This window comes from Nocardia mangyaensis, from assembly GCF_001886715.1.
GTDB lineage: Bacteria > Actinomycetota > Actinomycetes > Mycobacteriales > Mycobacteriaceae > Nocardia > Nocardia mangyaensis.
Map to the genome: position 1 here is coordinate 2,215,255 of NZ_CP018082.1, position 23,965 is coordinate 2,239,219.

Sequence of the window (23,965 nt, forward strand, 5' to 3'; positions counted from 1 at the left end):
CACCCGCCGGTGTTTCAAAGGAGCAGGTGGTGCGCGCACGTACCCGGCCGGATCGGACTCGAATCCGATCCACCACATACCGGGCCGCCGGTACCGGGCTGATTCGGCCGCGCACCATTTCCGGCCAGCTCGCCCGGATCCTCGCGGTGTCGCTGGTGCTGGTTCTCGCGCTGCTCGGGCTCACGGTGTCGAGCCAGATCGGTGAGTACCGGCGCAGCGGCCAGGCGGTCGACGCGGTGGTTCTGGCGCTGGCGGCCCAGGACCTGGTGCAGGAGCTGCAGCGTGAACGCGGGCTGAGCAATGGGCTGCTCGGCGGCGACGCACGCCTGGGGCAGTCGGTGCTCGATCAGCGCACCGGCACCGACCTCGCCCTGCGGAACCTGTCCGCCACGGTGGCCGCCGATCCACCCGGCGCGAGCGAGGTGTCCTCGGCGCTGGGCCACCTGACCGGCCTGCCCGGTGTGCGCTCCCAGATCGACACCCGCAACGTGACCCGGTCGGCGGCATTCCAGTTCTACACCGACGGTATCGACGCGATGAACCGGCTGTTCCTCGGCCTCGACCAGGCGCGTGACCCGCAGGTCCGGCACGGCCTGCAGGCGCTCTACGCCCTCGGCGACGCCAAGGAGTACAACGCGCGCGAACGCGGTTTCCTCAACGGCGTGTTCGCCGCCGGGGAGTTCGCGCCGGGGGAGTACGTGCAATTCCTCGACATCCGTGCCGCTCGCACCGCCGCGCTGACCCAGTTCGGTCGCGATGCCACCGTCGCCCAGCGCGATCGCCTCGAACTGGTACTCGCGGGCGAGAACGCCGCGCGCGCCGCCGAATCGGAGAACATCGCCATCGCCTCGACTGCGGGCCCGCTGACCCAGCAGGTCGACCCCGCGCAGTGGTGGGCACAGATGACCGCCGTGATCGACGATCAGCGCGCCGTGCAGCAGACGATCGGCGACGACATCCGTGCCCGCGCCGACGAGCTGCGTCGCGAGGCCGCTGTGCTGCTCGCGGCCTTCGCACTCGCCGCCCTGCTCGCGATCGCGGCGGAGTTCGCCCTGGTCTTCGCCAGTATCCGGGCCATCGTGCGCCCGCTCGCCCGGCTGGCCGCCGAAGCCGACGACGTGGCCTCCGCCCGGCTGCCCGAGGTGATCGCGGCCTGGCGCGGTTGCGACACCACCCCCGAGCCGCCCGCGCCCGTGCGCACCCCGCCCGGTGCCGGCGTCGAGATCGCCGCGGTGGCAGGGGCTTTGGACCGAGTCCAGACCACCGCGTTCGAGCTGGCCTCCGAGCAGGCGCTGGTGCGGCGCAACACCACCGAGTCGATGGCGAACCTGGCGCGGCGCAATCAGAATCTCGTGCGCAGGCAGCTGGGTCTGATCAGCGAGTTCGAGCGCGAGGAACTCGATCCCAAGGCGCTGTCGAACCTGTTCGAACTCGACCATCTCGCCACCCGCATGCGCCGCAACGCCGAGAGCCTGCTGGTGCTCGTCGGCGAGGCGAGCCCGCGCCGCTGGGCCGAGCCGATCGCGCTCAGCGATGTCATCCGGGCCGGGCTCTCCGAGGTCGACGACTATCGGCGGGTGGCGCTGCGCCGGGTCGACGAGATCGCCGTCACCGGCGCGGTGGTCAGCGAACTCGCCCACATCCTGGCCGAACTCATCGAGAACGGTCTCGCCTTCTCCCCACCCGATCTCGAGGTGGAGGTGTACGGGCGCCGGATGGCGGGCGGCTACCTGCTCGCTGTCGTCGACCACGGCGTCGGCATGCCCGCCGACGCCCTCGCCGAGGCGAACGCCCGCCTGCGCGGCGAACAGGACTTCATCGTCGCCTCCACCCGCTACCTGGGCCACTATGTGGTCGGCCGCCTGGCCAGCCGCCTCGACATCAGCGTGGAACTCACCACCTCCCCGGTGAGCGGCATCGTGGCCCGTTTGCTCCTGCCGCCCGCCATCCTCGCCGACGACACCTCATCCCACCCAGCCGGTCGACCGGACACCGCGACACGGGCGACTCCTGCCGACTCGCTCGTGTCGACCACTGCGAGCGAGCCGGTCGCGCGCAGAGCGCTGCCGCGGTCCGAGACCGCGACGGGTCCCGTCGTGGCCGAGCCGCCGACCCTCAACGGCGCCACCGCGCACCCGGCCGATTCGGTCTACGCCCAATTCTTCAGCAGCGCGACAGCATCGGTGGGAGCAGCCGGTCACGCCGACGACAGGACATCCGCGGAGCCGGGCGCGGCCGCTGGCCACAGCACCCGGACGACTTCCGAACAGATCAGCGGCCGGGACCTCGACGACATGACGCGGGGCGGCGACATCGATGGGCATGACGCCTCCGCCGACAACGGTCCAGCGATCGCGCATCGGCAGGTCGGCGAGCCTGCCGTGGTCGAACGAACTCGCAACGGGCTGGTGAAGCGGGCCAAGCGCGCCACATCGCCGGGCTCGGATCGTCCGCACCGCGATCCGGGGCCGCACCAGGACCGCCCGCCCGCGCTGGACCGTACCCCCGACCAGACGCGCAGCATGCTCGCTTCGTTCCGCACCGGCCACGAACGTGGCGGGCTCGGGACCGAATTGTCGTCCACCCCCGCCGAGCACATCCGCTGACCGAGCGGACCCGACCTCAGGAGACCCCGGTGACCACCCAGCTACCTACCGCTGATCCGCACACTTTCAACTGGCTGCTCGGCAATTTCGTCCGCAATACCGACGGCGTGCGCGACACCGTCGCCGTGTCCTCCGACGGGCTGCTCATCGCCATGTCCGACGGCCTGGATCGCGCGGGCGCCGACCGGCTCGCCGCGATGGTGTCGGGATTGTCGAGCCTGGCCCGCAGTGCCTCGCGCAGTTACGATTTCGACGGCCTGAAGCTGATCATGATCGAGATGAAGCGCGGCTTCCTGCTGGTCTCGGCGCTCGGCGACGGCAGTTGTCTCGGGGTGATCGCCGAGGGCGGCTGCGATGTCGGGCTGGTCGGCTACGAGATGGCGGTGCTCGCCGAACGCGCCGGATCGCTGCTCGACCCGCTGCTGATCAGCGAACTGCGTGAGTCGTTGCGCAGATGAGGGATCCCGATCTGCCCCGCCTGCCCGATCCGCGCATGATCCCGGTGCGGACGCCGACCGGCTGGCGTGATCCGCCGCCCGCGACCGCGGAACGGACCGCCGACCACGTCGACGACCGATTCGTGCGCCCGTTCGTCGTCACCGCGGGCCGCACCGTCCCGGTCCTGGACGGCCTGCGCATCGAAACCCTCGTTCAGGCGCCGCCCTCGGCCCTGTCGGCGCCGCTGCGGTTCGAGGAACGCACTGTTGTGCAGCTGTGCCTGCGTCCACATTCCATCGCCGAAATCGGTGTCGCCCTGCGGGTTCCGGTCGGCATCGCCAAGGTGATCGTCAGCGATCTGGTGGCGGCGGGGCACGTGACCGTCCGTGACGCACCGGAACTGTCGACCGCCGCCATCGAGAGGATCAGGGATCTTGTTCGCGCACTCTGAATTCCGTACACCGGCGATGCCGTCCTCGGTGAAGATCGTGGTCAGCGGCGGCTTCGGCGTCGGCAAGACCACCTTCATCGGCGCCATCTCCGAGATCGAGCCGCTGGTCACCGAGGCGTCGATGACCGAGGTGTCGATCGGCATCGACGACCCCGGCCACCGCGCCGACAAGACCGCGACCACCGTCGCCCTCGACTTCGGCCGTGTCACCCTCGACGACTCGCTGATCCTGTATCTGTTCGGCACCCCCGGCCAGGACCGTTTCGTGTTCCTCTGGGACGACCTCGTCGACGGCGCCCTCGGCGCGGTCATCGTCGTCGACACCAGTCGCGTCGAGGACTGCTACCCCGTTCTGGACTACTTCGAAGACCACAACACCCCCTTCATCATCGTGGTCAACCGCTTCGACGCCGCCCCCCACTTCGCCCTCGACGAGGTCCGCGAGGCCCTCGGCCTCGACGACTGGATCCCCGTCCTCGACTGCGACGCCCGCGACCGCGACTCCGTCAAGAACACCCTCGTCGCCCTCCTCGAACAGGTCCTCCTGCACCGAGCCCACCCCCGCCACCGCGAGGTCAGCTGACCGTTGGACGAACGGTCACCACGCTCTGGTGGCGGCATCGGCGAAAGCCGACCGCCACCAGAGCGTGGTGATCTCGTCGGTCAGGCGGTGCCGAGGGGAGTGCCGAACCAGGTGGCGAACTTGGCGGCGAGGGTTTCGCCGAGGAAGTCCAGGGCGCCGGGGGTGGCGGTCATGGTGGTCACGTCGGAGGTGGTGCAGCCGGGGGTGGCGGGGATGCCGTCGAGGCGGTCGCGCAGCCAGATGAGGGCGGCGGGGCCGCCGACGACCTCGGCGACGATGTGTTCGCTGGCGTGGTCGCGGGTGTAGGTGAGCGAGGTGCCGGGGGTGCGGCAGTAGGTGTCGACGAGCTCGTTCGTGGCCGACAGCGGCAGGATCTCGTCCCAGGCGGAGTGCCAGATGAACATCGGCATACCGGGGGTGGACTTGCCCATCTTGGTGTCGGCGAGCATCGCCGCGACCGGCGGATCGTCGAGCGGGTCGCCGTCGGAGCCGATCATGCCGGTCAGGTTGAGGAACGGCAGCAGGGCCGACTGGTACTGCACGCACAGCGGCGACTTGATCGCGGCCAGGCCCTTGCCGAGTGGATCGAGGCGCTGGTCGAGATAGGCGGCGAAATCGGGGTATTCGCGGGTGAGTCCGAGGACGGCGGCGAAGACCAGCCCCGAGGTGAGCTGATTGTTCGCCATCCGCAGTGCCGCACCGAGATCGGCGCCGACTCCACCTTCGGCCGCGCCGACGATGGTGAGTTCGGGCGCGTAGGAGGCGTGTAGTTCGGCGGCGTGCCCGGTCGCGATCGACCCACCGGAGTAGCCGTAGAGCCCGACCGGCGCGGCAGGCCCGGCCTCGAGCGGAGCGAAACTGGTGGCGGCGCGAATGCCGTCGAGGGTGATCCGGCCCGCCAGCGGTCCGGCGGCATAGGCCGAGTACGGCCCCTGGTGATCCGGCACGACGACGGCCCAGCCCTGCGCCAGAGCCGCCTGGGCGAACAGGAATTCGGCGGGCACCACGATCTGACCGGCGAGCGCCGCGACCGACAGATGTTGCAGCGCGTAGGACGGCGCGCAGTAGCCGGCGGTCGAGTCCTCGGCCAGTTGTACCGAGAGCAGCTTGCGCGGTTCCACCGCCTGTCCGCGCGGCTTGATCAGCGTGGCCACCGCGGGGATCGCCTCGTCACGGCTGTTGTTCGAGCGATAGGACACCTGCCAGGCGTCCACGTCCACCGGCAGGATGCCGAAATCGGCGATGTTCACCTGCCGGGTCGCGATGATCGCGCCGGGCGCGGTCGCGGCGACCACCTCGGCGGGCGGCAGGTAGAAGCCGGGATCGAGCTCGGGCGGCAGGGGGATCGCCGGTGCCGGGGCGATGGCCGCGGGATCGGCGGCGACCGATCCCGCCGCGGCGACCGATGTCGCCATGATCACGCCGGTGACCAGGGCGAACCACCGCAGAACGGTAGGAGATTTCATCGTGCACAGTCCTCACAGGAATTGAGACTGCTCCGTCTCAATGACGGCTACTATGGCATGGGTGTGGCGTAGATCGCAATCAGCGGGTGGAGTCCGCGGATGTCAGCGCGTTCAGCAGGGTGGAGAAGACGTCGATGAGCACGTCGACCGGTGGTCGCGGATCGTCGAGACTCCACTGGTGCACCGCGCCGTTGACGGCGCCGATGAACGCGGCCATGGCCACCCGCCAGCCGCCGGGTGGCGTCCGGGCGTCCGGCAGTCCGGCGGTCGCCGCGGCGACCACCTCGCCCCACCGGTCCCGGATCTGCGCGCGATGCTCCTCGACCGCGGGGCTCACGCCGACGATCTCGACGAAAGCGACCTTGACACACCGGATGTCGGCGGTGATGGCCTGGGTGTACGCCCGAACAGCGGCATCGATGATCACCCGCACCTCGGTGGTCTGCACCGTGGTGATCGCCGTGATGACCGCGTCCCTGGCCCGGTCCTGCACGGTGTCGTACACCGCGACGAGCAATTCCTCCCGCCCGGCGAACAGCTCGTAGAACTGCCGCCGCGACAACCCCGCCGTCGCGCACACGTCGCTGAGCGAACTGTTCGCGTACGACTTCTCGGCGAACACGCTCAGCCCCGCCTCGATGAACAGCGCCCGGCGCTCGATCTGCCGCTCGGCGACCGAGGTTCCGGTGTAGTGGTGTCGGGTCCGGGCTGGCGTCACGGAATCGACCCTACTGCGCGGCCCCACGGCGCGACTCCGGCAGTCCGGCGCCGCCCTAGACTCGGCGGGATGGGCGAGCACAAGCAACGGATGTTGGCGGGCGAGCTGTATCAGGACAGTGATCCCGAACTGGTGGCCGAACGGCACCGTGCGCAACGGCTGTGCGACGAGTTCAACCGGACCGGGCCCGACGAGACCGCGCGCCGCACCGCGGTGCTGCGGGATTTGCTGGGGAGGTTCGGCGAGGGCTCGTGGGTCATGCCGCGGTTCCAGTGCGACTACGGCCACCTCGTCGAGATCGGGTCCAACAGCTTCCTCAACTACGACGCCATCCTGCTCGACTGCGCGCCGATCGTGATCGGCGACGACTGCTCGATCGGCCCCCGCGTCCAGCTGCTGACCGCGCTGCACCCGATGGACGACCACGACAAGCGCAGGCGGCGGTGGGAATCGGCGGCGCCGATCCGGATCGGGAACAACGCGTGGTTCGGCGGCGGGGTGATCGTGTGCCCCGGCGTCACCATCGGTGACGACGTGGTGGTCGGCGCGGGCAGCGTGGTCACCCGCGACCTGCCCGACCGGGTGTTCGCGGCGGGCAACCCGGCGCGGGTGATCCGGCCGCTCTAGGTGTGCCGGCTGCTCCCGCACGGCGACTCCCGAGTCGCGACATGCGGGCCGGGTGCGGCGTCGGGTCGCGCCCGCCCGCCTGCGGCAATACTGTCTGTCCATGGGCGAATCGCGAATCGAGACCGAACAGGAAGCCACCCGGCCGCTGCGCGAGGACATCCGGTTTCTCGGCGGCATCCTGGGCGACACCCTGCGCGACCACGAAGGTCGCGAGGTGTTCGATCTGGTCGAGCGGGTGCGGACCGAGGCATTCCGGGTGCGCCGCGAGGAGGTCGAGCGCAGCGCGGTCGCCGACATGCTCGACGGCACGCCCACCGAGGTCGCGATTCCGCTGATCCGGGCGTTCAGCTACTTCGTGCTGCTGGCCAACCTGGCCGAGGACCTCCAGCGCGACCGGCGCCGCGCCGTGCACGTGGCGGCGGGGGAACCGCCGCAGGACTCCTCGCTGGCCGCCACCTACGACAAGCTCGACGCCGCGGCCATCGACGGCGCGACAGTGGCAGAGCTGCTCACCGACGCGCTCGTCTCCCCGGTCATCACCGCCCACCCCACCGAGACCCGCAGGCGCACCGTCTTCGACGTGCAGGCCAAGATCACCGAGCTGATGCGCCTGCGCCGCCGCCTCGCGCCCGGCGAGCCCGGCTACGACGAATCGGAACTGCGGATTCGCCGTGAAGTGCTCACCCTGTGGCGCACGGCGCTGATCCGGTTGGCGCGCTTGCGGATCCAGGACGAGATCTCGGTGGGCCTGCGCTACTACGACCTCACCCTCTACGACGTGATCCCGGCCATCAACGCCCAGGTTCGCGCCGCCCTGCGTGTCCGCTGGCCCGAGGTCGACCTGCTGGCGCGCCCGATCCTGCGCCCTGGCTCCTGGATCGGCGGCGACCGCGACGGAAATCCCTTTGTCACTGCCGAAGTCGTGCACACCGCGGCCGAGCAGGCCGCCGCCTACGCCTTCGGCCGGTATCTGCGTGAGCTGGTCGAACTGGAGAAGACGCTGTCGCAGTCGGCCCGCCTGGTCCAGGTGACGCCCGCGGTGGCCGCGCTCGCCGAGGCGGGGTATCCCGATCCGGCGTTCTTCGCCGACGAACCCTATCGCCGCGCGCTGCACGCGATCCGGGCGCGCCTGAGCGCCACCGCGCAGCGGTCGCTGGGCGAGCTGCCCGAGCACGGTCTCGACGCCGGGGCCGCGCCGTACCCCACCCCGCAGGCAGTGCTCGACGACCTCGACGCGATCGATGTGTCGATGCGCGCCAGCGGCGACGCCCTGCTCGCCGACGACCGCCTCGCCGCCCTGCGCCACGCCATCGAGACCTTCGGTTTCCACCTGCAGGGTCTGGACATGCGGCAGAACTCGGAGGTGCACGAGCAGGTCGTCACCGAACTGCTGGCCTGGTCGGGCGTGCACGCGGACTATCCGAGCCTGTCCGAGGCCGAGCGCGTCGAGTTGCTCGCCGCCGAATTGCGGACGCGCCGACCACTTCTGGGCCCGAACGCCCAGCTGAGCGAGCTCACCGTCAAGGAGCTGGGGGTGCTGTGCGCCGCCAAGGAGGTGATCGACACCTTCGGCGCCGCCGCGATCCCGAACTACATCATCAGCATGTGCACCTCGGTCAGCGACATGCTCGAGGCCGCGCTGCTGCTGAAAGAGGCGGGCATCCTCGACCCGGGTTCGGCCGACAACCAGCCGAGCTGCCCCGTCGGGATCGTGCCGCTGTTCGAGACCATCGAGGACCTCGGCGCGGGCGCGTCGACCCTGGCCGCGGTGCTCGAGGTGCCGGTGTACCGCGAACTCGTCGCGACCGCGGGGATGCGGCAGGAGGTGATGCTCGGCTACTCCGATTCCAACAAGGACGGCGGGTATCTGGCCGCGAACTGGGCGCTCTACCGCGCGGAACTGGACCTGGTGGAGGTGGCAGGCAAGTCGGGCATCCGGCTGCGGCTGTTCCACGGTCGCGGCGGCACCGTCGGTCGTGGCGGCGGACGCAGTTACGACGCCATCCTCGCCCAGCCCGCCGGTGCGGTGCGCGGTTCGCTGCGGCTCACCGAGCAGGGTGAGGTGATCGCCGCCAAGTACTCCGAACGCGGTGCGGCACAACGCAATCTGGAGTCACTGATCGCCGGCACCCTCGAATCGACCCTGCTGGACGTGGAGGGTCTGGGCGAGGACGCCGAACCGGCCTACGAACTGCTCGACGATCTGGCCGCCCGCGCTCGCGCCGCCTACGCGCGCCTGGTGCACGAGACTCCCGGCTTCGTCGAGTATTTCCGCCAGTCCACGCCGGTCGCCGAGGTCGGCGATCTCAACATCGGTAGCCGCCCCGCCTCGCGCAAACCCACGAATTCGGTCTCGGATCTGCGCGCCATCCCGTGGGTGATGGCGTGGAGTCAGGCCCGGGTGATGCTGCCCGGCTGGTACGGCACCGGCACCGCGCTCGAGGAATGGGTGGGCGATGACCCCGAACGCCTGGCCCGCCTCACCGATCTCTACCAGCGCTGGCCGTTCTTCCGGACGGTGCTGTCCAACCTGGCGCAGGTGATGGCCAAGAGCGATCTCGACATCGCCGCCCGCTACGCCGACCTGGTCACCGACGAAGCCCTGCGCGCGCAGATCTTCGGCATGATCGGCGACGAACACGCCCGCACCATCCGCATGTACCTGGCGGTCACCGGGCACGCCGGCCTGCTCAGCGACAACCCGTCGCTGGCGGAGTCGATCCACAACCGCTTCCCCTACCTGGAGCCGCTGAATCAGCTCCAGGTGGACCTGCTGCGCAGGCTGCGCGGCGGTGACGATTCCGAACTGGTGAAGCGTGGCATCCTGCTCACCATGAACGGCCTGGCCACCGCCCTGCGCAACTCGGGTTAGCCGCCTACAGGCAGACGCTGATGCTGATCGGGCCGATCGGGATGTGGGCGCACACGGCGACCGAGCCGACGACCGGCTGCGCGGTGGCCGCCGAGGCGGTACCGGCGCCGAGGGCGGTGACGGACAGGGCAACGGCGGCGACGGCGAAGGGCCGGGCGATCTTGGCGAACACAGGCAGATCCTTGGGTAGAACGGGTGACGACAGCCTCCGTGCGAAGGCCGCTTCATCAGAACACGGTACGCCGCCCGGCACCCCCGAAATCGGGCCGCTCAGTCGGTGACGACGGCGAGCGCGTCGATCTCCACCAGCATCTCCTCGCGCGGCAGGCCGGTGAAGACGGTGGTGCGGGCGGGCAGCACGCCGTTGGTGGTGTGCTTGGTGACGAACTCGCCATAGGCGCCGTTCATGATCGTGAAGTCTTCGCGCTTGGTGAGGTACACCCGCAGCATCACGACATCGTCGAAGCTCGCCCCGGACGCCTCGACGATCGCGCGCACGTTCATCAGGGTGCGGGTGGTCTGGGCGGCGACATCGCCGGGATGCAGGTACTCGTTGGTCTCCGGGTCGACCGGGCCCTGCCCGGAGACCTGGACGAACGGGCCCTTGCGCACGCCCTGGGAGAAGGTGTGGGCGGGCGCGGGCGCCTCGTCGGTGCGCACGGCGATCTTGTCGGTCATGGTTCAGCCTTTCCTCGCGGTGACGGCTCGGCGGGGGTCCCAGCCGAGTTCGGTGGAGATAGCCTCGGCGGTCGCCCTGACCTGCGGCAACAGCGCGAGTACCTGATCGTGGTCGAGCAGTACGTCGGGCACCGAGATCGACACGGCGGCCACGACGGCGCCGATCCCGTCGCGCACGGGGACACCGATGCAGTTGACGAAGCTCTCGTGTTCCTCGTGGTCCTCGGCGAATCCCTGCGCGGCGACGAGGTCGAGCTCGGCCAGATATTGCTCGGGGGTGCGCAGAGTGCGGGTGGTGAACGGATGGAAGTCCAGGCGCGCGGCGACGGCGGGCCATTCCGCGCGGGGCAGGGCCGCGACGAGCACCTTGCCGACCGCGGTGCAGTGCAGCGGCGCCGGCCGGCCGATCCGGGAGTACATGCGCACCGCCTGCTCGGCATCGACCTTGTCGATGTAGACCGCGTCGCCGGATTCGTAGGCGGCCAGGTGCACCGTCTGGCCGGTGGCCGCACCCAGCGCGCTCAGGTGCGCACGCGCGACCGTGCGCACGTCGCGATTCTCCAGTGCGCGACTGGCCAATTCGAACATCCGCGTGCCCAGTGAGTACCGGTGGGCGTTGTCGCGCACGACGAATCGTTCGGACTGCATGGTCTGCAACAGTCGCAGCACCGTCGACTTGTGGACCCCGAGCCGCCCGGCCAGGTCGTCGAGGGACTGCGAGTCCTCGCCGAGGGCGAGAAGAATGGACAGGGCGCGCGACACGCTTTGACTCATCGCCCGATCGTCCCATCCAGCGCGCCCGGATAGCGCAATCCGGCCCACACCCGCTCCGGCAGCGCCGCCAGGCGCTGAACATCTTGTACCGGAGGCAGTTTCGCGGCATCGCCGGTGGCGGTGAGCGCGGCGGCCGCGCACAGGTGGCCGTAGCACAGGCGGGTGCGCGGGTCGGCGCCGTACAGCAGGGCCGAGAGGTAGCCGCCCGCGAAAGCGTCACCGGCGCCGATGCGTTCGGTGAGCTCGAGGGTCAGGGCGGGTACCTCGATCGCGGTCTGGCCGTCGAATCCGGTCACGGTGTGCTTGTCGTTCTTGACGATCAGCTGGGCCGGTTCGGGGAACAGCGCCCGCAGGGTCGCGGGGTCGCCGGTGCCGAAGAGCTCCTCGGCCTCGTCGGCGCCGAGCAGCGCCACATCGGCGCCGCGCACCTGGGCGGCGAGTTCGTCGGCCGCCGCGCCGAGGCGCGAACCCCACAGGGCCGGACGATAATTCAGGTCGAAGCTGATCAGGCGACCGTGGCGGGGCATCGCGAGCAGGGTGCGGGTCAGCTCGCTCGCCGACGCCGACAGCGCCGGGGTGATACCGGTGAAGTGCACCAGATCAGCGCGGTCGAGTAACTCGGTGGCCACGGCGGACGCGAGGTCGGCGGGGGACAGGGCGCTCGCCGCCGACCCCGCGCGGTAGTAGAGCATCCGACTGCTGTGCGCCGGAAGATCGTGCGGTGCGCCGGAACCGCTGCCGCGCTCCTTGACGTAGACGCCGGTCGGCCGCGCCGGATCAACGGTCACCGCCCCGACGTCGACACCGTGCGCCGCCAGCTCGGCCACCAGATAGCGCCCGAATCCGTCGTCGCCCACCCGCGACAGCCAGGCCGCCGAGACGCCGAGCTGGGTGAGCACCATCGCCACATTGGCCTCCGCGCCACCCGCTCCGCGTTCGAAGTGCGCGGACTGCTCGAGTGGTCCCGGCCGGGCGACGAGTACGGCCAGCCCTTCGCCGACGGTGACCGCCCTGGGCTGCGTCGATGTTGCCTGCGTCACCTTCTTCGCCCTTTCGTGCTTGCGGTCACTGCCTCTGCGATGCACAATAACGAGCGAAAACACTGAATGCAACCAGCGTTGCACATTATGCAATGCGTGTCGGATATGACCGATCGGCCCGGTACTCCCGGCCGGATCGAGGAAAGGGGATGCTGTGATCATCGACAACGGCGTCGTGGACGCGCTCGCCGACGAGACACTCGGGCCGTGCCACAAGAGCGTGCCGCCCGCGGCATGGGGCCACACCGTCCGCGAATACCTGGCGAGCGCACCGGAACTCGCCCAGTGGCCGACCCCGCTGCTCACCCTCGATCGCGGCAGGCTCGACGCGAACCGCGCACTGATGGCCGGGTGGACCGCGGCTGCGGGTGTCGCGCTCGCCCCGCACGGTAAGACCACGATGGCTCCGCAGCTGTGGCGCGAACAGCTCGACGCCGGATCGTGGGCGATCACCCTCGCCACGGCGTGGCAGGCCCAACTCGCCCGGTCGTTCGGGGTGGGGCGGATCATGCTGGCCAACACCCTCGTCGATCCCGTCGGCCTGGCCTGGGTCGCCACGGAATCCGCGCGCGATGCCGGATTCGAGTTCTTCTGCTGGGCCGACAGCGTCGCCACCGTCGAGCTGATGGACAAGATCCTGCGCGATGCGCCACCGAGCCCGCGAGTGCGGGTGCTGGTCGAGCTCGGCGGCCCGCACGGGCGCACCGGCGCGCGCACCCGGGCCGAAGGCCGCGCGGTGGCGGCCGCCCTGCGGGCGAGCGAGCGGCTCGAGCTGGCCGGTGTCGCCGGCTACGAAGGCGCGCTGGCCCACGATCGCGGTATCGCCGGCCTCGCCGCCGTGCGCGACTACCTGGGCGAACTCGCCGCCCTGCACGGCGAACTCACCTGTCCGGGCGCTGCCGTCGTCACCGCAGGCGGCAGCGCCTACCCCGAGCTGGTCGTCGCCGAACTGGCCGCACTGGCCGACGACACCACCACGGTCGTCCTGCGCAGCGGCGCCTATCTCGTCCACGACGACGGCTTCTACGCCGGCATCTCCCCGCTGGCCGCCCCCGCGGTGGAACCGGGTCTGCGCGCCGCCATGCACGGCTGGGCGCGGGTGGTCTCACGGCCCGAGCCCGAACTGGCCCTGCTCGACGGTGGCAAACGCGACTTCCCCTTCGACGAGGGCCTGCCGGTGCCCCAGCTGGTCGTCGGGGCCGACCGCGCCCTCCCAGCAGCGGCGTCGATCACCGCGCTCAACGACCAGCACGCCTTCCTGCGACTGCCCGGCGCCGAGGCCACCGACCTGCCCGTCGGCAGCATCGTGCGGCTGGGTCTGTCACACCCGTGCACCGCCTTCGACAAGTGGCGGCTCATCCCGGTGCTCGACAGCGTCGATGCCGCCCGCCCCCGCGTGGTCGACCTGATCCGCACCTACTTCTGACGGATGACCATGACGGACTTGCTTTTTCGAGACATCGCCATCGTCGACGGCACTGGCGGCCCGCGCACTCGCGGTGATGTGCTGCTCCGCGACGGCCGCATCGCCGAGACCGGCCCGCCGGGATCGATCGGTTCCGAGGCGAGAGTGCTTCCGGTGGCACCGGGGTCGGTGCTCGCGCCCGGGTTCATCGACATGCACGCGCATTCCGACCTCGCCCTGCTCACCGACCCCGGCCATCTCCCGAAGATCACCCAGGGCGTGACCACCGAGGTGATCGGCCAGGACGGCCTGTCCTACGCGCCGATCGACGACGCCGCACTCGCGGTGGTGCGCAGGCAGATCGCGGGCTGGAACGGCAACCCGGCCGACTTCGATTTCTCCTGGCGCACCGTGGCCCAGTACCTGGACCGGCTCGACGAGGGCATCACGCCCAATGCCGCCTACCTGGTCCCGCAGGGCACCCTGCGCCTGCTCGTCGTCGGCAGTGAGCAACGCGCGGCCACCACCGCCGAGATCGACCGGATGTGCGCGCTGCTGACACAGAGTCTCGACGAGGGCGCGGTCGGCATGTCGAGCGGGCTCACCTACACGCCCGGAATGTACGCCGACACCGGCGAATTGGCTGCGCTCTGTTCGGTCGTCGCCGCCTACGGTGGCTTCTACGCCCCACACACCCGCTCCTACGGGGCGGGCGCGCTCGAGGCCTACGCGGAGATGATCGGCCTGGCCGAATCCACCGGCTGCGCACTGCATCTCACCCACGCCACCATGAACTTCGGCGTGAACCGCGGGCGCGCACCGGAATTCCTCGCCCTGCTCGCGCGGGCCCGCGCCGACGGCTGTGACATCACCCTCGACACCTATCCCTACCTGCCCGGCTCGACGACGCTGTCGGCGCTGCTGCCGAGCTGGGCCATGTCCGGTGGTCCCGATGCCGCGCTGGCCCGACTCGACGACCCGGCCGAGCGCGCCAGGATCACCGCCGATGTCGACGTCAACGGCTCGGACGGCTGCCACGGCGTCACCGTCGAATGGGAGACCATCCAGATCAGCGGCGTCGGCGACGACGCACTCGCCGAGTACGTGGGCCGCACGGTCGCCGAGATCGCCGCCGATCGCGGTGCGGCGCCCGCCGAGGTGTTCTTCGACCTGCTGCGCCGCGACCAGCTGGCCACCACCATCCTGCAGCACGTCGGCCACGAGGAGAACGTGCGCGCGATCATGGTCGACCCCGGTCACATGGGCGGCAGCGACGGCCTGCTCGTCGGCGCTCGCCCGCACCCGCGTGCCTGGGGCACGTTCCCGCGCTATCTGTCCCGCTACGTGCGCGAACTCGGGGTGCTCGGTCTCGAGGAGTGCGTGCACCACCTCACCGGTCGGCCCGCCGCCAGGTTGCGGCTGGCCGACCGCGGACTCGTCCGCACCGGCTACGCCGCCGACCTGGTCGTCTTCGACCCGGCGACGATCCACGACACGGCCACCTTCGAACATCCCCAACAGCAGGCGCGCGGCATCCAGCATGTGCTGGTCAACGGCGAATTCGCCGTGGCGGACGGCGCCGCGACCGGTGCGCTCGCCGGACGTGCCCTGCGGATGGACGCCACGCGACAGGAGACCCGATGAACCCGCTGCTCAGCTCGTCCTCGCGCGCCATGGAGGTGATCCGCGCCGACCGCGCGATCACCGTGGTCCGCGCCCCGGAGATCCCCGACCCGGTGGCCCTCGCCGAAGCGCTCGCCGGTGCCGGTCTGCGCGCCGTCGAACTGACCTTCACCACGCTGGGCGTGCTCGACGCGATCAGCAAGGCGACCGCGGTCACCGATGCGGTGATCGGCGTCGGCACCGTGACCACGCGTGCGCAGGCCGAGGCCGCGATCGGGGTCGGCGCCCAGTTCCTGGTGACGCCCGCGCTCCGGCCCGAGGTCGCCGAAGTGGCCGTCGAGCATTCGATTCCGGTGATCATGGGCGCCTTCACGCCCTCGGAGGTATTGGCGGCGGCCGAGATGGGCGCGGCGGCGGTGAAGATCTTCCCGGCCCGCGCGCTCGGCCCGGCCTATCTGAGAGATCTGCTGGGGCCGTTCCCGCACCTGTTCCTGATCCCGTCCGGTGGCGTCAACACCCACAACGCGCGTGAGTTCCTCCACGCGGGCGCGATCGCCGTCACCGCGGGCACCGACGTGGTCGCCCCCGCCGACGTCGCGAGCGCGCGCTGGTCCCGCATCGGCTCCCACGCCGCACGCTTCGTCCATTCGCTTGATTGAGAGGTATCCCCATGGGCGCCACTGTCGACTGGTTGCGCACCACCACCCCCGGGTTGCTGGTGCTGTGCGGTCTCGCGATCGCCGTACTCCTCATCGCCATCATCAAGGTCAAACTGGAGCCGTTCGTCGCGCTGCTGCTGACCGGTCTGGTGCTGGCCCTGGCCGCCGGGCTACCGGTCGCCGAGATCGTCGGTACGCCACTGAAAGCCGGTGAGTCACTCCTGGAAACGGGCTTCGGCGCAATCCTCGGCCACATCGCGGTGATCATCGGGCTGGGCACCGTGCTCGGCGCGATCCTCGAACGCTCCGGCGGCGCCGACGTGCTCACCGACAAGCTGCTGCGGGTGTTCGGCGAGAAGGGCGCGCCGGTCGCGATGGGCCTGCTCGGACTCATCTTCGGCATCCCGGTGTTCTTCGACATCGGCATCTTCGTCCTCGCGCCGCTGGTCTACGTCGCGGCCAAGCGGGGCGGTCGCTCGCTGGTGCTCTACGCCATGCCGATGCTAGCCGGACTGTCCATGACGCACGCGTTCCTGCCGCCGCATCCCGGTCCGGTCGCCCTCGGCGGTCTGCTCGGAGTGAGCCTGGGGTGGTTGATCATCATGGGATTCGTCTGCGGCATTCCGGGATTCATCGCCGCGGGCATCATGTGGGGCGCCTATATCGGCAAGCGTGTGCAGGTCGACGTGCCGAAGGAGTTCGTGCCGCTCGAGCCCAACGCCGCCACCGAATCCGAGCCCATCACCGGGTCCGACGGTTCCGGCGGCACGGCCGTGCTCACCAAGTCGCCGCCGTCGGTGGCGCTGATCGGCGCGATCATCGCGATTCCGCTGGTCCTGATTCTCGGCGCCACCTTCGGTTACCAACTACTCGACCAGGATTCGGCCGTTCTGCAGGTGCTCACCTTCTTCGGTACACCCGCGGTCGCCCTGCTCATCACGGTGCTCGTGGCGTTCTACGTCCTCGGCATCCGGCGCGGGTCGACCGTGCAGGAACTGAGCACCATCACGGCCGAATCGCTCAAGCCGGTCGGCATGGTGCTGCTGGTGGTCGGGGCGGGGGCCTTCTTCGGCAAGGTCATCTCCGCCACCGGCATCGGCACCGCCCTCGCCGACACCATGTCCGCGGCCGGCCTGCCGGTGATCGTGCTCGCCTACCTGATCAGCTGCGGCCTGCGCATCGCCCAGGGCTCGGCCACGGTCGCCATCGTCACCACCGGCGGCATCGTCGCGCCGCTGGTCGCCGACCAGGGCTACTCCCAGATGGCGATCGCCCTGATCGCCATGGCCATCGCCGCGGGCTCGATCATCCTCAGCCACGTCAACGACGGCGGCTTCTGGATCATCGCCAAGTACTTCAACATGACCGTGAAGCAGACCCTGCAGACCTGGACGGTGCTCGAAACCATCCTGTCGGTGGTGAGCTTCGCGGTGGCGGCGTTGCTGTTCTCGATCCTCTAGCGCCGAACGCGCCGAGCCGGGTCGTCCCCTCAGGGATCGGCCCGGCTCGGTGGGTTGTGGGCGTGGTGGTCAGCGGGAATCGCCGGTCCTGTGCAGTGCGTGCACCAAGCGGGCGAGGGCCGGGCGGGGATCGGCCGCCCGCTCGAATCCGCCGAGGCGGTGCACGACGGCACCGTCGAGGTAGTCGACGAGGATCGCGGTGTCGGCGGGCGAGATGCCGACCTGGGCCGCCATCTCGACGGCCCAGTCGCGGAGGCGATGGTGTGCGCGGTGCAGTGCGTCGTGCAACGCCGGTACCGTCGGCGCCTCGCCGAACAGGGCGAGGCGGGCCCGGGTGCGGACGCGGTCGGTCGTGGTGGTGTGGGTCAGGAACAGTGCCAGCCCGTCGACGAGGTGATCGACGGTGGCCGGGGCGGGCGCTCGGTTCAGTGCCGCCCAGTCGGCGTGATCACGCTGTTCGAGGCGGTCGGCGAGCCCGCACAGCAGTGCGTCACGGGTGCGGAAATAGTTCGAGGTCGATCCCGTGGGCAGGCCTGCCGCCTCGTCCACCGCGCGATGGGTCAGCGCGCGCGAACCACGGGTGCCGAGCACCTCGATGGCGGCGTCGAGAACCCGGTCGCGGTGGGAGATCACACGGTGATACTACGCCCGTAGTGACGATGACTACATTTGTAGTGGCAGTCACTACGAATGTAGTAGGTTTCTGATGACTTGCCGGCCGCCGACCGACCCGCTCGAACCGAGCGGCGGGAAATGCCGGGACCGGTTCGCGTCGAGGGAGGGAGTGTCGATGTCCACAGCGGTGGTTGTCGGGGGCGGTATCGGCGGAATGGCCGCGGCGGTGGCGCTGCGGGCGCGGGGCTGGTCGGTGCAGGTGTATGAGCAGGCGTCGGAGATCGCCGAGGTGGGTTCGGGAATCGGGTTGTGGCCCAATGCCTTGCGTGCACTCGATGCGCTTGGTGTAGGCACCGCGGTGCGGGACAGTGCGATAGAGGAGCAGTCGGCCGGGATTCGCGACGCGCGCGGCCGCTGGCTCTCGCGCACCGACGCGGCCACGATGCGCCGGCGCTTCGGTGCGCCCGTGATGATCCACCGCGCCGCGCTGCTCGACATCCTGCGCGCGGAGGTGCCCGACAGTGTCGTGCGCACCGGCGTCGCGGTGGAATCGGTGGATTGCGACGGCACCGTGACCCATGCCGCGGACACCGCGACCGCTGATCTGATCGTGGGCGCCGACGGCATCCGCAGTGTGGTCCGGCGCGCGGTCTGTGGGGAGGTGTCCGCACGCTATGCCGGGTACACCGTGTGGCGCGCGGTGGTCGAGATCGACCGGCCATTGACCGAATACGGTGAGACCTGGGGTCGCGGAGCACGTTTCGGGATGGTCCCGCTCACCGACGGTCGTATCTACTGCTTCGCCGTCTACAACGCACCCGAACACGCCCCCGGCACGCTGGCCGAGGTCCGCGCCCGCTTCGCCGGCTGGCACGACCCGATCCCGGCCCTACTCGCCGCCGCCGACACGAACACGGTGCTGCACAACGACGTCTACGACCTCCCCGCCCTGCCGACCTTCACCGCCGGCCGGGTCGCGCTGCTCGGCGATGCCGCCCACGCCATGACCCCGAATCTCGGCCAGGGCGCCTGCCAGGCTCTCGAAGACGCGGTCGTCCTGGCCCGGCTGGCGAACGACCCCGACGGCCTGGCCCGCTACGACCGCGAACGCCGCCCCCGCACCCAGATGATCGCCCGCCGCTCCGCCCGGATCGGCGCCATCGGCCAGCTCTCCGCTCGCCCCCTGGTCGCCCTCCGCGACACCGCCTTGCGGCTGACCCCGCCCTCGGCCCCGTTTCGCTCCTTGGCGCCGATTCTCGACTGGACCTGCTGAGCTCACCACCTCCGGATCGGTGCGGCCCGTGCTGAGGTGGGCGCACCCGCGCGGCCGGTGGAGCAACGGATCAGGGGTGGTAGCGCGCGTGCATCGCCGCGGCGACCGTGGCCATCCGCGCACGGAGTTCGGGCGGGTCGAGGACTTCGATGTGGTCGCCCAGGCTCAGCAGGGCGTGGGTGAGGACCTCGTAGGACTCCGAGGGCACGGTGACCTCCACCCGGCCGGACTCGTCGGGTGGGCCCGCCGAGGCGAGCGTCTCGCCGACCGCCGCCGGGTCGATGCTCAGGCGCAGCAGCGCGAAGTGCTCGGGGGAGATCCGGCAGCGGGCGCGCACCCGCAACATCGACCGGGCGAAGTCGTCGGCGGCGCTCGCCCAGTGCGCGGCGAGGTCGAATTCGGCAGGGCGGGTGAAGGATTCGCCGGTGGCATCGGCGGTATCGATGCGGCTCGCCCGGTAGGAGCGGATATCGGTACCCTCGCGGGCCACGAGATACCAGGTGCCTGCCTTCATGACCAGGCCGAGCGGATCGATGACCCGGTCGACGGTGCGGTCGCGGCGGCGGTAACGGATCGCGAGGCGGTGGTCGTGCCAGACCGCGTCGGCGAGCGTGGCCAGGGTGGGGGTGGCGTCGGGGTGGTGGAACCAGCCGGGCATGTCGATGTGCACGCGCTCGGCGATCCGGGTGGCACGGCCGCGCAGTTCCGGCGGCAGCGCGGCGAGCATCTTCAACTGCGCCGTCGCCAGCACGGTGCCGAGGCCGAGATCGGCGGCCGCGCCGGGCAGCCCGGCCAGCAGCACGGCGTCGGCTTCCTCGATGGTCAGGCCGGTGAGCCGGGTCCGGTAGCCGTCGACCAAGCGCACCCCACCGCCGCGCCCCGGCTCGCTGTAGACCGGCACTCCCGCCGCCGAGAGCGCTTCCACATCGCGGTACACCGTGCGCACCGACACCTCCAGCTCCCGCGCCAGCACCGTCGCGGTCGTCCCGCCGTGGGCTTGCAGCAGGAGCAGCAGCTGCACCAGCCTGCTCGCTCGCATGATCTCGAGACTAGCCGCGAAACCTGACACGAGGTGACAAGTTTGCGTCGTACCGTCGAAGCATGACCACTTGGAGTCAGTTCACCGAGGAAGCCCCGCGGATCTGCGCGCTGTTCCTGCGCAGGCACCAGGCCACCGGCAACCTGTGCATGCTCGGCACCGTGCGCGCCGACGGTTCCCCGCGCATCAGTCCGATCGAACCGACGATCTTCGAGGACATGCTGGTCCTGGCCGGCATGCCGAACACCAGGAAGTTCGACGACCTCGCCCGCGACCCCCGCTTCTGCCTGCACACCGCCACCGTCGACACCATGGTCACCGACGGCGACGCCAAACTCTTCGGCACCGTCATCGACGAACCCGACGAAGCCCTCCACGCCCGCTTCGCCCAGAAACTCTTCGATGACAAGGGCTTCGACATCCGCGGCATGAAATTCGACCACTTCTACCTCGCCGACCTCACCGGCGCCTCCACCGTCGAGGCCGCCGAAGACCACCTCGACATCACCGTCTGGAAACCCGGCGCGGGCGAAACCGTCATCCGCAAGACCTGATCAGTCGAGCACCACGCCCTGGTGGCGGCATCGCCCGAGAGGCGCCACCACAGCGTGGTGATCACGCGTCCAGCGCGGCGGCGCGGTCGGGGGTGCGGATTGTGTGACCATGGGCGCCATGGAGCTGCTCGCTTCGGGTGAGGTCGATGGACCGTCGCCGATCGTGTCGCTGTTCTGGATCGCGCTCGTCGCGGTGGCGGCGCCGATCGTGTCGCGATCGCTGCGCGGGTATGTGCCGGATGTGGTGTTGCTGCTGGTCGCGGGGACGGTGCTCGGGCCGTTCGCGCTGGGGCTGGCGGGCTCCGAGGGCGGCGTCGACCTGATCAGTGAGCTCGGGCTCGGCATGCTGTTCCTGCTGGCCGGATACGAACTCGATCCCCGGCTGCTGCGCGGCCGATCGGGTCGTGCCGCCTGGACGGTGTGGTTCATCTGCCTGGTCCTGGCGCTGGCCTTGGTGACCGTGCTCGCCTGGGAGACATCGGCGGGGACGAAGATCGCGGTCGCCATCGCGATGACCTCGACCGCGCTCGGCACCCTGCTGCCGATCATCAAGCAGGTCGGCGTCCTCGACCAGCCGCTGGGCCGGGCGGTGCTGGCACACGGCGCGGTGGGCGAGCTGGGACCGATCGTGGCCATGTCGGTGCTGCTCACCACCCGAGACGTGGTGTCCGCGATCGTGGTCGTGGTGCTGTTCGTGCTGGCGGCACTGTTGATCGGCGCGGTGCCCGAGCGGCTGTTCACCCGGATCCCGGACCTCGGCGGGGCACTGGAACGCCTCGGCGGCAGCACCGCGCAGCTGCCGGTGCGCGGGGTGATCCTGCTGCTGCTCGTGCTCATGGTGCTGGCGGCGGAGTTCGATCTCGACGTCGTGCTCGGCGCGTTCGCCGCGGGCATGATCTTGCGCAGACTCATCGCCGCCGGTCATCCGGACGTGGACAGTTCGCTGGAGGCGATCGGGTTCGGGCTGCTGATCCCGGTCTTCTTCGTGGTCTCCGGGATGAGCATCGACGTGTCGGCGGTCGCGGGCGATCCGGTCCTGTGGCTCGGCTTCGTCGCGGCGATCGCCCTGGCCCGCGGGCTGCCGGTGTGGCTGAGCGAGCGGTTCGTGCCGCACGGAAGCAACCTCGAGCATCCCCGCGAACGCGCCCAGCTGGCGCTGTACTGCGCCACCGGCCTGCCGGTCATCGTCGCGGTGACCCAGGTCGCCACCGGTGCGGGCCTGATGAGCTCCGATGTCGGCTCGACCCTCGTCGCCGCCGGTGCGACCACCGTTCTGGTGTTTCCCCTGATCGCCCGCCTGATCGCGCCCACGGAGCCGACGACCGCCACAGAAGCCCGACCTGCTCATGAACCACCGCACAAAGGTCGGTGACGGAACAACCTACAGGTGGTGGTTGCGGCAGTTCGACAACCTCGGCTACCGGTACGTGGAACTGCGCCTGGACAGCATTGTCTTCGGTGTCCCGCAGTCCCGTGACCGGCTCTACGTTGTTTATCTGGACACTCTTGGCCTGGTCGGGCTCGTTCGGGAGCTCGAAAAAGGGCCCGTGCTGGTTGCATCCCGGGCGTGTCGTTGTGGCGACCCACGGCGCGGACAGCTGCCTCGTCCCGGGTGGCGAGTCATACGACATCACGGCCTGCGCTTCAGAGGTAGTCGCGCCAGAACGGCACGGTGGCTTGGGGCGGCCAGTCTTCGGGGTGCTCGGGCCGGGGTTCCTCGAACTCCTGGTTGATGTAGTCGAGCAGGTCGGCGCCGTAGTAGATGATGTCCCGACCTCGCATCGACAGGACCGGGTGACCGAAGGTGGCGCGACCTGCGGGCAGAAATCTGTGCGCATAGACCGGGACCATGGTGGGCACATCGGCCAGTTGCACCCGTGCCTTGTCGACGGCTCCCTGGTTGCTGTCCGGCTGCTCGCCCCAGGCCGGTGGCCAGTGTCCGTGTTGAACGTCCTGCAGCAGGAAATCGATCGGCCAGTTGAGCTGCCGACGGAGTTCGTCGGGATCGCCGTTGCGCCAGTCTGGCCAAGGTCTTTCCCACGCGTAGCTGGTGCCCGGTTCCTCTTCCCGTGGTTCGTGTACTGGCAGTCCGGCCGCAAGGAATGCTCGGTGGTCGTCGGCGAACTCGAATTGGTATTCGTGCTCGATGCGGTCGAACTCCGCCTCAGTCAGCCCTTGCTCGATCTGGCAGCAGCCCAGCTGCGCCAGCCGCCGCACGGCCTGTGTTCCCAACCGGAGACCTGCCTCATCGATCACGGTGGAACCGTAGCGCGTCGGCCAGCGCCGACATGACGATCACTCGTCAGCGGGTGCGTCTTCCGGTTCTCTGAGTTCTTCTAGGAGCGCGCGTAGTCGGTTGGCGGGGCGCTGGTGGCGCTCGACTTCACGGGCCCGGCCGCGGGCTGCGGCGTCGTCGGTGAGTTGTTGTTCGAGGCAGAGCCATTCGCGGAGCCGGGTAGATGTCGCACTCGCAGGGGCCTTCGCCGGACGATGTTGATCGGCGATCGATGATGCTGTCGGTGACCCGGCAGACCAAGTGCCCGACTGGTGGCACGGTGTTCGCGTTGCCGAAGGGAAGTAGGACGCGGCAGGTGCCGTTGTCGAAGTGGCAGTTGCGGCGCATTGACGAGCATGTGGCAAAGTGCTCGCCCGTTTCGGTGACGCTGCCGTGGAACACGCTGGACAGGGGTGCGACGACGGTGCGGTTGTCGATTGTTCGCACAGACGAGGAGCCGTGGTACGCGAGCCGCTTTTCGGAGGGTCCGTGGGCGAAGGCGTTCGAGGCGGCGGGCTTGGCGCAGCGGCGGCAGTTGGACGGGGTGCACGCGTTGCGGCACGTGTACTGCTAGCCAGCAGTTGGCCGGGAGTGTGTCGGTGAAGGAGCTGGCCGATGCGCTGGGGCATGAGGACCCGTTGATTACCTTGAACACCTACACGCATCTGCTGTCGTCGTCGGCTCCGCGTTCGCGGTGGGCTACGGACATGTACTTCGATCCCGAGAGCGCCGGTACGGCCCCAGCACAGCCCGAGATCGACATCGTTGACGATGGGTCCGCGCAGGCGGAGTGACCGAGATGTGTGATT

General features: G+C 69.9%; 24 protein-coding genes. 15 read left to right on the top strand and 9 right to left on the bottom strand.

Features of this window, described 5'->3' with window-relative positions; genetic code table 11:
* Window positions 1-29: 29 nt before the first annotated feature.
* Genes BOX37_RS10025 through BOX37_RS10040 form a run of 4 tightly spaced genes read left to right on the top strand, consistent with a single transcriptional unit; the run spans window position 30 to window position 4,078 of the window.
* Entirely contained in the window at window positions 30-2,606 is a 2,577-nt protein-coding gene (locus BOX37_RS10025; RefSeq protein WP_240505292.1) for a sensor histidine kinase, read from the top strand.
* Between the two features lie 29 nt (window positions 2,607-2,635).
* Window positions 2,636-3,064 carry a roadblock/LC7 domain-containing protein gene (locus tag BOX37_RS10030; protein WP_071927406.1) on the top strand — a complete coding sequence of 143 codons (429 nt, stop codon included), beginning with the start codon at window positions 2,636-2,638 and terminating at the stop codon, window positions 3,062-3,064.
* Window positions 3,061-3,495, top strand: coding sequence for a DUF742 domain-containing protein (locus BOX37_RS10035; protein ID WP_071927407.1), 435 nt, complete (start codon window positions 3,061-3,063; stop codon window positions 3,493-3,495). The genes BOX37_RS10030 and BOX37_RS10035 overlap by 4 nt, the downstream gene beginning before the upstream one ends.
* Before the next feature lie 16 nt (window positions 3,496-3,511).
* Window positions 3,512-4,078, top strand: a complete 567-nt coding sequence (locus BOX37_RS10040; protein ID WP_071931351.1) for a GTP-binding protein — start codon at window positions 3,512-3,514, stop codon at window positions 4,076-4,078.
* An 80-nt stretch (window positions 4,079-4,158) separates the two neighbouring features.
* Here BOX37_RS10040 and BOX37_RS10045 read toward each other — a convergent pair whose 3' ends face one another.
* A complete protein-coding gene (locus BOX37_RS10045) occupies window positions 4,159-5,544 on the bottom strand; it encodes a lipase family protein (RefSeq protein WP_071927408.1) in 1,386 nt (461 codons plus the stop codon).
* A 79-nt stretch (window positions 5,545-5,623) separates the two neighbouring features.
* On the bottom strand, window positions 5,624-6,262 hold the full coding sequence (locus tag BOX37_RS10050; protein WP_071927409.1) for a TetR/AcrR family transcriptional regulator: 639 nt from the start codon (window positions 6,260-6,262) through the stop codon (window positions 5,624-5,626).
* Window positions 6,263-6,331: 69 nt separating this feature from the next.
* Between BOX37_RS10050 and BOX37_RS10055 the strand changes: the two genes are divergently transcribed.
* Complete coding sequence (locus BOX37_RS10055; protein WP_071927410.1) at window positions 6,332-6,889, top strand: sugar O-acetyltransferase; 558 nt, start codon at window positions 6,332-6,334, stop codon at window positions 6,887-6,889.
* 100 nt (window positions 6,890-6,989) lie between these two features.
* The gene (ppc, locus tag BOX37_RS10060) at window positions 6,990-9,761 is read left to right on the top strand and encodes a phosphoenolpyruvate carboxylase (protein ID WP_071927411.1); all 2,772 of its coding nucleotides are present in this window, start codon (window positions 6,990-6,992) and stop codon (window positions 9,759-9,761) included.
* A 4-nt stretch (window positions 9,762-9,765) separates the two neighbouring features.
* Here the strand turns inward: ppc and BOX37_RS34625 are convergent, their stop codons facing one another.
* The 4 genes from BOX37_RS34625 to BOX37_RS10075 form a co-directional block, all read right to left on the bottom strand.
* Window positions 9,766-9,933: a hypothetical protein gene (locus BOX37_RS34625; protein ID WP_167659919.1), complete on the bottom strand. Its 168-nt coding sequence runs from the start codon at window positions 9,931-9,933 to the stop codon at window positions 9,766-9,768.
* A 98-nt stretch (window positions 9,934-10,031) separates the two neighbouring features.
* Window positions 10,032-10,439, bottom strand: coding sequence for a RidA family protein (locus tag BOX37_RS10065; RefSeq protein WP_071927412.1), 408 nt, complete (start codon window positions 10,437-10,439; stop codon window positions 10,032-10,034).
* 3 nt (window positions 10,440-10,442) lie between these two features.
* Window positions 10,443-11,213: an IclR family transcriptional regulator gene (locus tag BOX37_RS10070; protein WP_071927413.1), complete on the bottom strand. Its 771-nt coding sequence runs from the start codon at window positions 11,211-11,213 to the stop codon at window positions 10,443-10,445.
* Window positions 11,210-12,253: a sugar kinase gene (locus BOX37_RS10075; RefSeq protein WP_240505293.1), complete on the bottom strand. Its 1,044-nt coding sequence runs from the start codon at window positions 12,251-12,253 to the stop codon at window positions 11,210-11,212. Before BOX37_RS10075 ends, BOX37_RS10070 begins: the two co-directional genes overlap by 4 nt.
* A 157-nt stretch (window positions 12,254-12,410) precedes the next feature.
* Between BOX37_RS10075 and BOX37_RS10080 the strand changes: the two genes are divergently transcribed.
* The 4 genes from BOX37_RS10080 to BOX37_RS10095 are packed head-to-tail and all read left to right on the top strand — an operon-like array spanning window position 12,411 to window position 17,400.
* Complete coding sequence (locus tag BOX37_RS10080; RefSeq protein WP_476703562.1) at window positions 12,411-13,679, top strand: type III PLP-dependent enzyme domain-containing protein; 1,269 nt, start codon at window positions 12,411-12,413, stop codon at window positions 13,677-13,679.
* 9 nt (window positions 13,680-13,688) lie between these two features.
* Window positions 13,689-15,302, top strand: a complete 1,614-nt coding sequence (locus tag BOX37_RS10085) for an N-acyl-D-amino-acid deacylase family protein (RefSeq protein WP_071931353.1) — start codon at window positions 13,689-13,691, stop codon at window positions 15,300-15,302.
* Window positions 15,299-15,940: a bifunctional 4-hydroxy-2-oxoglutarate aldolase/2-dehydro-3-deoxy-phosphogluconate aldolase gene (locus BOX37_RS10090; protein ID WP_071927415.1), complete on the top strand. Its 642-nt coding sequence runs from the start codon at window positions 15,299-15,301 to the stop codon at window positions 15,938-15,940. Before BOX37_RS10085 ends, BOX37_RS10090 begins: the two co-directional genes overlap by 4 nt.
* 11 nt (window positions 15,941-15,951) lie before the next feature.
* Window positions 15,952-17,400, top strand: coding sequence for a GntP family permease (locus tag BOX37_RS10095; protein ID WP_071927416.1), 1,449 nt, complete (start codon window positions 15,952-15,954; stop codon window positions 17,398-17,400).
* Between the two features lie 69 nt (window positions 17,401-17,469).
* On the opposite strand, the gene BOX37_RS10100 is transcribed toward BOX37_RS10095, so the two are convergent.
* Entirely contained in the window at window positions 17,470-18,033 is a 564-nt protein-coding gene (locus tag BOX37_RS10100; protein ID WP_071927417.1) for a TetR/AcrR family transcriptional regulator, read from the bottom strand.
* A 157-nt stretch (window positions 18,034-18,190) separates the two neighbouring features.
* Here BOX37_RS10100 and BOX37_RS10105 point away from each other — a divergent pair, with 157 nt between their 5' ends.
* On the top strand, window positions 18,191-19,288 hold the full coding sequence (locus BOX37_RS10105; protein ID WP_071927418.1) for an FAD-dependent monooxygenase: 1,098 nt from the start codon (window positions 18,191-18,193) through the stop codon (window positions 19,286-19,288).
* Window positions 19,289-19,358: 70 nt separating this feature from the next.
* Here the strand turns inward: BOX37_RS10105 and BOX37_RS10110 are convergent, their stop codons facing one another.
* On the bottom strand, window positions 19,359-20,327 hold the full coding sequence (locus tag BOX37_RS10110; protein ID WP_071931354.1) for a helix-turn-helix transcriptional regulator: 969 nt from the start codon (window positions 20,325-20,327) through the stop codon (window positions 19,359-19,361).
* A 62-nt stretch (window positions 20,328-20,389) separates the two neighbouring features.
* Between BOX37_RS10110 and BOX37_RS10115 the strand changes: the two genes are divergently transcribed.
* Window positions 20,390-20,881, top strand: a complete 492-nt coding sequence (locus BOX37_RS10115) for a pyridoxamine 5'-phosphate oxidase family protein (RefSeq protein ID WP_071927419.1) — start codon at window positions 20,390-20,392, stop codon at window positions 20,879-20,881.
* Window positions 20,882-20,999: 118 nt separating this feature from the next.
* Entirely contained in the window at window positions 21,000-22,253 is a 1,254-nt protein-coding gene (locus tag BOX37_RS10120; protein WP_071927421.1) for a cation:proton antiporter, read from the top strand.
* Between the two features lie 272 nt (window positions 22,254-22,525).
* Here BOX37_RS10120 and BOX37_RS10125 read toward each other — a convergent pair whose 3' ends face one another.
* Window positions 22,526-23,137 carry a hypothetical protein gene (locus BOX37_RS10125; RefSeq protein ID WP_071927423.1) on the bottom strand — a complete coding sequence of 204 codons (612 nt, stop codon included), beginning with the start codon at window positions 23,135-23,137 and terminating at the stop codon, window positions 22,526-22,528.
* 203 nt (window positions 23,138-23,340) lie between these two features.
* On the opposite strand from BOX37_RS10125, the gene BOX37_RS10130 reads away from it, so the two are divergent.
* Together BOX37_RS10130 and BOX37_RS10135 are read left to right on the top strand one after the other, a co-directional pair.
* On the top strand, window positions 23,341-23,730 hold the full coding sequence (locus tag BOX37_RS10130) for a hypothetical protein (protein ID WP_156910353.1): 390 nt from the start codon (window positions 23,341-23,343) through the stop codon (window positions 23,728-23,730).
* Window positions 23,731-23,755: 25 nt separating this feature from the next.
* On the top strand, window positions 23,756-23,950 hold the full coding sequence (locus tag BOX37_RS10135) for a hypothetical protein (protein ID WP_167659875.1): 195 nt from the start codon (window positions 23,756-23,758) through the stop codon (window positions 23,948-23,950).
* Window positions 23,951-23,965 lie beyond the last annotated feature (15 nt).